The 7,001-nt window shown below is 45.7% G+C and carries 9 protein-coding genes and 2 pseudogenes; 8 read left to right on the top strand and 3 right to left on the bottom strand.

The window, feature by feature from the left end; all coding sequences use genetic code 11:
• From B9T16_RS23715 to B9T16_RS23705, 3 genes are all read left to right on the top strand, one after another.
• On the top strand, positions 1-287 hold a 287-nt coding region (locus B9T16_RS23715), incomplete at its 5' end, for a KH domain-containing protein (protein ID WP_410245922.1).
• A gap of 106 nt (positions 288-393) precedes the next feature.
• A complete protein-coding gene (locus B9T16_RS23710) occupies positions 394-1,347 on the top strand; it encodes a PhoH family protein (protein WP_006616559.1) in 954 nt (317 codons plus the stop codon).
• Between the two features lie 37 nt (positions 1,348-1,384).
• Positions 1,385-1,771, top strand: coding sequence for a ChuX/HutX family heme-like substrate-binding protein (locus B9T16_RS23705; RefSeq protein WP_410245921.1), 387 nt, complete (start codon positions 1,385-1,387; stop codon positions 1,769-1,771).
• Between the two features lie 178 nt (positions 1,772-1,949).
• On the opposite strand, the gene B9T16_RS23700 is transcribed toward B9T16_RS23705, so the two are convergent.
• Complete coding sequence (locus tag B9T16_RS23700) at positions 1,950-2,480, bottom strand: sulfotransferase (protein ID WP_410245920.1); 531 nt, start codon at positions 2,478-2,480, stop codon at positions 1,950-1,952.
• Between the two features lie 72 nt (positions 2,481-2,552).
• Positions 2,553-3,515, bottom strand: a complete 963-nt coding sequence (locus B9T16_RS23695) for a GDP-mannose 4,6-dehydratase (RefSeq protein WP_006616562.1) — start codon at positions 3,513-3,515, stop codon at positions 2,553-2,555.
• Positions 3,516-4,037: 522 nt separating this feature from the next.
• Between B9T16_RS23695 and B9T16_RS23690 the strand changes: the two are divergent.
• Positions 4,038-4,927: pseudogene (locus B9T16_RS23690) on the top strand (IS630 family transposase).
• Positions 4,928-5,159: 232 nt separating this feature from the next.
• Here B9T16_RS23690 and B9T16_RS23685 read toward each other — a convergent pair.
• Positions 5,160-5,351: a hypothetical protein gene (locus B9T16_RS23685; protein WP_410245919.1), complete on the bottom strand. Its 192-nt coding sequence runs from the start codon at positions 5,349-5,351 to the stop codon at positions 5,160-5,162.
• Between the two features lie 325 nt (positions 5,352-5,676).
• Here B9T16_RS23685 and B9T16_RS23680 point away from each other — a divergent pair, with 325 nt between their 5' ends.
• The 4 genes and pseudogenes from B9T16_RS23680 to B9T16_RS23665 all read left to right on the top strand — a co-directional run.
• Positions 5,677-5,901: a reverse transcriptase N-terminal domain-containing protein gene (locus B9T16_RS23680; protein WP_014275985.1), complete on the top strand. Its 225-nt coding sequence runs from the start codon at positions 5,677-5,679 to the stop codon at positions 5,899-5,901.
• Between the two features lie 21 nt (positions 5,902-5,922).
• Positions 5,923-6,145 (top strand): annotated as a pseudogene (locus B9T16_RS23675) (HNH endonuclease).
• Complete coding sequence (locus B9T16_RS23670) at positions 6,105-6,335, top strand: reverse transcriptase domain-containing protein (RefSeq protein WP_410245918.1); 231 nt, start codon at positions 6,105-6,107, stop codon at positions 6,333-6,335. Before B9T16_RS23675 ends, B9T16_RS23670 begins: the two are co-directional and overlap by 41 nt.
• On the top strand, positions 6,325-7,001 hold a 677-nt coding region (locus B9T16_RS23665; protein WP_410245917.1), incomplete at its 3' end, for a reverse transcriptase domain-containing protein. The genes B9T16_RS23670 and B9T16_RS23665, both read left to right, overlap by 11 nt.

Raw genomic sequence — 7,001 nt, 5'->3', positions numbered from 1 at the left:
ATTGTGAGCGATCGCCAGCTCACCGCAAAATTTGGGTGAGATTGGCTTTTGAGGCGGAAGATAAGGGCCGTGTCTATGGTCGTTCGGGACATAATATCCAAGCGATTCGTAATGTTCTATCTGCGATCGCTAGAGTGGCTGGAGAATCGGTGTATTTAGATATTTACGAAGACAGTCCTACCCCAGGTCGCCCTCCCAGGGTTTCAGGAAACCGTCCGTCTCCGAAACGTACCAGCCGCCCTACTCGTCCATCCGCCCCTAGGGGACCAATTCATCGAGACGGATAGTTTTCTGTTGCTAAGGAAAGCGACGTGAGGCTCGCCTGTCTGTCGCTTTCCCGATTGATTGTCCTGTATTGGTCTGGTGTATAGATAATGTTTGGTGATACTTTGAATGACTGAGCGATTGACGATTCAGTTACCTACTATCGAAAGTGCGATCGCCTTGGGGGGTTATCAAGAGGATAATCTAAAAACTCTGTCTAAACAAACTGGAACTCAGATAGTTTTGCGGGGTCAAGATTTGCTGATTAGTGGTACGACTAAACAGGTGGAATTGTGCCGAGTTTTGATAGAATCCCTCAAACCTTTTTGGGAAAATGGTAAAACTATCACAGACCCCGATATTCTGACGGCTCGTCATGCTATTAATACCCACCAAGAAGCTAATCTGCGGGAACTTCAGCAGGATGTTTTAGCGAGAACTCGCCGAGGTCAGGATATACGCGCTAAAACTTTCCGTCAGCGCCAATATATTCAAGCTATCCGTACCCATGATTTGACTTTTTGCATTGGACCAGCGGGAACTGGTAAAACTTATCTAGCAGCAATTATCGCGCTTCAGGCGTTACTTTCTGACCAATACGAAAGGTTAATCCTTACCCGTCCAGCGGTGGAGGCGGGGGAGCGTCTAGGCTTCCTTCCGGGAGATTTGCAGCAAAAGGTTAATCCTTATTTGCGACCTCTTTATGATGCGATTTATGAGTTGGTAGACCCAGAAAAAGCGGCTAATTTGATGGAAAGGGGAGTTATTGAAGTTGCACCTATTGCTTATATGCGAGGACGTACTCTCAATAATTCTTTTGTKATCCTTGATGAGGCGCAAAATACGACTCCTGGACAGATGAAAATGGTGCTGACTCGTTTGGGGTCGCGATCGCGCATGGTGGTAACGGGTGATATTACCCAGACCGATCTACCCATAAATCAATCTTCGGGGTTGACAGTTGCCCTCAAGATTCTGCAAAATATTGAAGGGATTGCTTTTTGCGAGTTTTCTCAGGCGGATGTGGTGCGGAATCCTCTGGTTCAGCGGATTGTCGCCGCCTATGAACGACATGAAAAATAAATTACTATTGCTGGATAGGTAATAGCTGAAAATAACTATGGCTGATTTAAAAGAGTTGTTAGAGTCTTGCGAAAGTTTGGGAACTTTGCGGTTAATTGTGACCAGTAGTGCTGCGGTTCTGGAAGTTAAGGGGAAAATTCAAAAGCTATTTTATGCAGAACTTCCTAAAGGAATGTATGCTAATATGCACAGTGATTTGTTTGAATTTCACCTAAATATTGACCAAATTAAAGCGGTGAAATTCGAGACAGGAGAAGCGAAGCGTGGGAATTTTACTACCTATGCGATTCGGTTTTTAGATGCTGAAAATCAACCGGTTTTAAGTGCTTTTTTACAATGGGGAAAACCGGGAGAATATGAACCGGGACAGGTGGAAGCCTGGGAGGGTTTGCGGGCTAAATATGGCGACCACATACAATTCTAATTCCCCTGGGTTGGGGGGGTGAAAGGAGGTGGAACCCAACACGGACCATTCCGGGAAACGGAGGTGGTAGGTTTGGCGGCGCTTGACTCACAAAATAGGTTGATGTGGGTGGCGTTAATCAACAAACGGGGAGGGTTCCTAGGGGTTTCCCAGAGGGGGAATGACGATATAGCTGTGGTTATGGGTTAACTTCGTATTTGGCTAAGTCGGTTTTTACCTGTTCCAAAAATTGACGCGATCGCTCTAAATCAGCCTTAGCACGTTCGAGCCTTTCAGATGATACGACAGTGGCGGATTCGGAAACTTGAGCCGATTCAGGAGTTTGGAATCGCACCTGTCCGATAGTAATAATACTATCATCCCGCAAAATGGCCTGTACAGTGAGTTCATTTTCTCCCGAAAATTCCCCCAAATCAATGCTTTCTTTAAAGCCACTAATACTGGCGGTTGGTGCGTCTGGGTAAACCCTGGCGACATCAGGACGAGAATCACTGACGGAAATAGTTTTAACAATCTTTTCCCCCTGTAGGACTTCCACAGCAATAGCGGGGGAAGTTTTACCCAATACCCAACCGGAAAACTCGACTTGGGAAGAGTTAAGTTTAGCTTCGGCTTGGGGTCTATCAATCATAAAACCCAGCAGGGACTCACAGTCCTCTTTAGGGACTAAGACAACTTCCAGAATGTGAACTTCTTTGTTTTTAGCCATTAGTAAATAGTTAATCAAAAATCAGAGGTGTCAGCACAGACTGTTGTATCATATCATATCTATAATATGGTATTATGGCGATCGCTCCTGTTGTGCTTGGACCATCATTCTGACTATATCAGGCATTTTAAACTTAGCCTCCCATCCTAACTGATGTTTAGCCTTGGCGGGGGAGGCGCGACCGACAGCGATATCTGTGGGACGGTAGAGGCTTTGGTCAGTTTCGACAAAATCTTCCCAGTTTAGACCGACACAATCAAAAGCGGTTTTGACAAAATCCTGGAGAGAGTAAGTTTCCCCGGTAGCGATCGCATAATCATCGGCTTGTGACTGCTGAAGCATCAAATACATAGCCTCGACATACTCAGGAGCCCAACCCCAATCTCGCTGCACGGAGATTCTACCCAAATATAGTTTATCCTGATTTCCAGAGGCGATCGCACAGGCTCCATGAATAATTTTCTGAGTCACAAACCGGGGGGGTCTCAGGGGCGACTCATGGTTAAATAGTATTCCAGAACAAGCAAATAAACCATAGGCTTCCCGATAGTTAGCGACTTCCCAAAAGGCGGCGGACTTAGCGACTGCGTAGGGACTGCGAGGACGAAAGGGGGTATTTTCATCAGCGGGTTCGCCGTAGGTATCACCAAAACACTCACTAGACCCAGCATTATAGAGTTTAATAGGTGCGCCAGTAAATCGGATCGCTTCTAAGAGGTTGAGAGTTCCCCCGGCGATACTATCGAGGGTTTCCACAGGTTGGTCAAAGGATAGACCAACGGAACTCTGACCCGCCAAGTTATAGACTTCCTGTGGTTCAACCTGGGTCAAAACTTGAAGAACACTACGAAAGTCGGTGAGAGACATGGAAGATAATTTCACTCGGTCATAAATTCCCAACCTTTTCAAGTTCCGAAATGAGGACATCTGAGCATCGCGGGAAGTACCATATACGGCATAGCCTTTATCTAACAGCAGTGAGGCTAAATAAGCCCCATCTTGTCCAGATATTCCACAAATTAGCGCTTTTTTCATATACCGGGGTGGTTCAGACTACCAAATACAGATAATAACCGAATCATCATTCTAGTCCATAGGGTGCGTCAGAGGGATAACCTATCGGGTCAACGGCCAATTTGGTTCATCTGACGCACCACCCATATCGTGGTCAAGAAACCCGGTTTCTCAAAGAAACCGGTTTTCTCAGGGGAAACGGTGGGGCGGGTTTACCACAACCTGGGTGGGGAATTGAGAATTGACGGCCGAGGCGCGCCCCTACAATTAATAATTAATAATTATCACCCTCGTAGGGTGCGTCAGAGGGATAACCTATCGGGTCAACGGCCAATTTGGTTCATCTGACGCACCACGGCACCACCCCCATATCGTGGTCAAGAAACCGGGTTTCTCAGGGGAAACGGTGGGGCGGGTTTACCACAACCTGGGTGGGGAATTGAGAATTGACGGCCGAGGCGCGCCCCTATAATGAATAATGAATAATTAATAATTATAGCACAAGACAGAACAGTTAGGACGTATAATGGCAAGGATATCTACATAAGACCCAAAAGGCCAGCCCCCTACAGTTACAACCTTAGACAAAAAGTTATTAATGCAATTGAACTAGACGGTATACCCAAAACCGAAGCCAGTCAAGTTTTCCATGTCAGCAGGAACACTATCAATCTCTGACTGCAAAGAAAAGCACAGACCGGAGACTTCCTCCCTAAACCTAATCACCGACCTGGCAATAACCACAAAATTACCGACTGGCAAAAATTCAAGGCTTTTGCCCAAGAGCATGGCSACAAAACCTCCGCTCAAATGGCTCAACTTTGGGATGACGACATCTCTCCTCGCACCATATCCAGAGCCTTGAAGAAAATTGGCTTCACCAGAAAAAAAACTTACGGCTACCAAGAAGGTGATGAGCAACAGCGAGAGGAGTTTATTGCTCAGATTGAACATATGGAGTCGGAAGGGTTGGTTTACCTCGATGAAGCTGGCATGAATAGTCAAGACTCGGATTACCCTTATGGTTACTGCGAGGAAGGACAACGCTTCGATGCCCTCAAATCCGGGAAGAGGCAGGGCAGGGTGAGCTATATAGCCGCATGGTGTCATCAACAACTCTTAGCCCCCGATCGCTTTGAGGGTTGTTGTAATCGGACAGTGTTTGAGTTGTGGTTGGAGTTCATCTTAATTCCAACACTGAAGCCAGGTCAGACTCTAGTGCTAGACAATGCAACGTTTCATAAAGGGGGANCGGATTCCTGAGCTAGTGGAGGCGGCTCAATGCCGTTTGCTCTATCTACCACCTTATTCGCCAGACCTCAACAAGATAGAGAAATATTGGTCGTGGTTGAAAGCCCGCATTCGCCATTGCACGTGAGCAGTTTGATTCTCTCGATGATGCCATGGATTCCGTTCTCCAAGCTGCGTCCTAACCACCTTGACTAATGCTATAATATCAGACAATAGTGCGAGACGTTCAGGCATGAAATAGGGTTGAAATACCTGAAATAACCGCCTGGTGGAGACTTCAACCCCTTGGTTGAATATAAGGAACACACTCCTGACCATCCCCATAACTGTTTATATGTCCCAACGTTTGATATAGAAATATACCAAACAAGGCAGGGAACCCAAGGTCAAAACGAACTAAACTATACAAATTCCTTATAAGAAGACTAAAAATAGATAAGTAGAACTTAGGGAGTCAGGGTAACGGCGATAGCCACCCCCAGTCTTGGGAATCATAACCCCAGGATTGAAGCGGGGAACGGAAGGCGTGAAGTAGAACCTACTACCAGAAAGCGACCACTGCCAACCATCCATGATTAGGGAAACCGAATGTCCGGCTTGAACCATCGTCAATATTAAGTAGCGAAATAGGTTGACACGCTGCGATCAAAAGAGCAAGGGGAAGAGTAGGAGTATTATTGCACTACCTACACAGACCTTTAAAGTACCCCGGTGGAAAAGACAAATCTAAAGATGGAATGCCCATATAAACGGAACGTTTTAAATCCTCCTGGACTCTGATTATCTGGTCGAGATATCAGTAGGGATAAGTGTAACCGCAAGTCCTAGAGGACGTGAGATGTGACCAGAAGCCAACGCCCAACTGTAATGGAAGGGATATGCTAACGGGTCACGGTTTGAATGTAAGAAATAGAGCCTAGTAGGAGTACAAATGGCGATAGCGAGTTTAAAGAAAGGGTTTGGGAAACCAAAACTAATCAAGACTACGAACAACGCATGGAAGGCAATCCCATGGACTAAGGTTCAACGGAAAATTTTCAAGCTCCAAAAGAGTATATTTCAAGCGGCTAAATCGGGACAAAATGCAAAAGCTAAAAGGTTGCAACGTCTATTGGTGAAATCATACTATGCCCGGCTCTTAGCAGTGCGGCTGTAGGGGCGGGTTCCACGGTCAGCCATGCTTCCCAACAGTCAGCTTAATAAACCCGCCCCCCCAAGCGGGTCAAGGCAAGAAAACAGCCGGAGTTGATGGAGTAAGAGCAATCTCTCCAAGACAAAGGTTTGAACTGGTCAAGAACATTAAGGGAAACCTCAAAGCAAAACCACTGCGACGGGTTTGGATTCCAAAACCTGGTAGGGATGAAAAAAGCTGGAATAGGAATACCCACAATCCAAGATAGAGCAAGGCAAGCCTTGGTTAAGTCGGCTCTCGAACCTGAATGGGAATCGAGATTTGAAGGCACAAGCTACGGGTTCCGTCCAGGACGGTCAGCCCATGACGCAATCAGCAGAATTTATATTGCCATAAATAAGGGACAATATTATGTTCTTGATGCTGATATAACAAAATGCTCTTACCGTGAACCATGATTACCTACTGTCCAAAATTCATTGTCCAAGCAGCCTAAAAAGAGACCTGAAACAATGGCTCAAAGCGGGAGTGCTAGACAACGGTGTATTCGAGGATACAGAAACAGGGACACCCCAGGGAGGGGTAATAAGTCCAATACTCGCCAACATCGCACTGTTGGGGATGGGTAGGTTAATAGGAAAAATGTATCCMMAWAATACCAACAACAAACCATTTGCCACGGTCATACGATATGCCGATGATTTTGTAGTCATATCCAAAGACTTAGGAATCATTGAACAGTGCAAAACTGCTATTTATGAATGGCTAAAGCCTGTTGGATTAGAGATTAAAACTGAAAAAACTCGAGTCTGCCACACACTCAAATCTATTGAGTATAATGGCAAAGCAGAAAAACCCGGATTTGATTTCTTAGGATTCAATATTAGGCAATACCCAGTAGGAAAATACAAAACTGGAAAAACAGGGGGACATAAGAGCCGATTAATCGGACATAAAACTCTCATAAAACCCAGCCAAAAAGCAGTTGCCCACACTGAAGTGATTAAGGGTGTAATTAAACAACATAAAAATGCGCCCCAGGCAGCCCTGATTAGTAGACTAAACCCAATCATAAGAGGATGGGCAAACTATTATTCAGCGGTAGTCTCAAAAGAGAMCTTCAC

Origin of the sequence: Arthrospira sp. PCC 8006 (assembly GCF_046480465.1) — a bacterium.
GTDB classification, from domain to species: Bacteria; Cyanobacteriota; Cyanobacteriia; order Cyanobacteriales; family Microcoleaceae; genus Limnospira; species Limnospira platensis.
This window is presented reverse-complemented; position numbering and strand designations above follow the sequence as displayed.

What these genes read in the sequence shown, in the direction of transcription:
- B9T16_RS23705 (WP_410245921.1), top strand. Translation starts at nt 1,385, where the DNA reads ATGGCTGATTTAAAAGAGTTGTTAGAGTCTTGCGAAAGTTTGGGAACT.
- B9T16_RS23700 (WP_410245920.1), bottom strand. Translation starts at nt 2,480, where the DNA reads ATGGCTAAAAACAAAGAAGTTCACATTCTGGAAGTTGTCTTAGTCCCT.
- B9T16_RS23695 (WP_006616562.1), bottom strand. Translation starts at nt 3,515, where the DNA reads ATGAAAAAAGCGCTAATTTGTGGAATATCTGGACAAGATGGGGCTTAT.
- B9T16_RS23685 (WP_410245919.1), bottom strand. Translation starts at nt 5,351, where the DNA reads ATGGTTCAAGCCGGACATTCGGTTTCCCTAATCATGGATGGTTGGCAG.
- B9T16_RS23680 (WP_014275985.1), top strand. Translation starts at nt 5,677, where the DNA reads ATGGCGATAGCGAGTTTAAAGAAAGGGTTTGGGAAACCAAAACTAATC.
- B9T16_RS23670 (WP_410245918.1), top strand. Translation starts at nt 6,105, where the DNA reads ATGAAAAAAGCTGGAATAGGAATACCCACAATCCAAGATAGAGCAAGG.